The 550-nt window shown below is 56.4% G+C and carries 1 protein-coding gene and 1 pseudogene; both read right to left on the bottom strand.

From position 1 onward, the window contains the following. Positions 1 to 191 (bottom strand): annotated as a pseudogene (locus M3I54_RS44605) (IS21 family transposase); the annotation flags it as partial. 104 nt (positions 192 to 295) lie between these two features. Next, a partial coding sequence (locus M3I54_RS44600; RefSeq protein WP_254346779.1) for a tyrosine-type recombinase/integrase occupies positions 296 to 550 on the bottom strand: 255 nt, incomplete at its 5' end.

The following is a 550-nucleotide window of genomic DNA, read 5'->3' as shown; positions in this document are numbered from 1 at the left end:
AGTGCCCGCTCGGCCTCAATGCGTTTGCCATTACGCGCGTTGATTCGACCGACGATCTCGTCGATGAAGCGGCGATAGGAACCGAGATCGTCGAAGTCGTGACTGCCGCGCAGAAGCAACGCATCACGCACTGCGTTCTTGAGGTGGCCATGAGGGCTCTCGATGGAGCCGTTCTCGTGGTTATGGCCTCGAGGCCATAACCACGAGTATGGTGCGGTAAAAAATATGTGCTGCTCGATAACGAACTAGGCCAAGGCGGTACCTTTGTGGAAAGCGAACAGCACATATTATTCGGTTACAGGGTGCGGAGGAAGGTCATCAGGTCGGGCTGATCCCGCCATTGCTTTTGTCCTTCGGCACCGCCTTCCACTTCGCATGTCGCTAGCGCCCGCGCCTTTGTTTCCAGATTGATCTCGGCGTAGATATTGGTCGTCTCCAACGAAACGTGCCCAAGCCAGCCGCGTATCGTATTGATGTCGACACCGGCCTGGAGTAGTAGCGAGGCGGTCGTATGCCGAATCACATGTGGGTGCACATTCTTGCCGGCAAG

This window comes from Paraburkholderia sp. CNPSo 3274 (assembly GCF_024206475.1).
Classification (GTDB): domain Bacteria; phylum Pseudomonadota; class Gammaproteobacteria; order Burkholderiales; family Burkholderiaceae; genus Paraburkholderia.
This window is presented reverse-complemented; position numbering and strand designations above follow the sequence as displayed.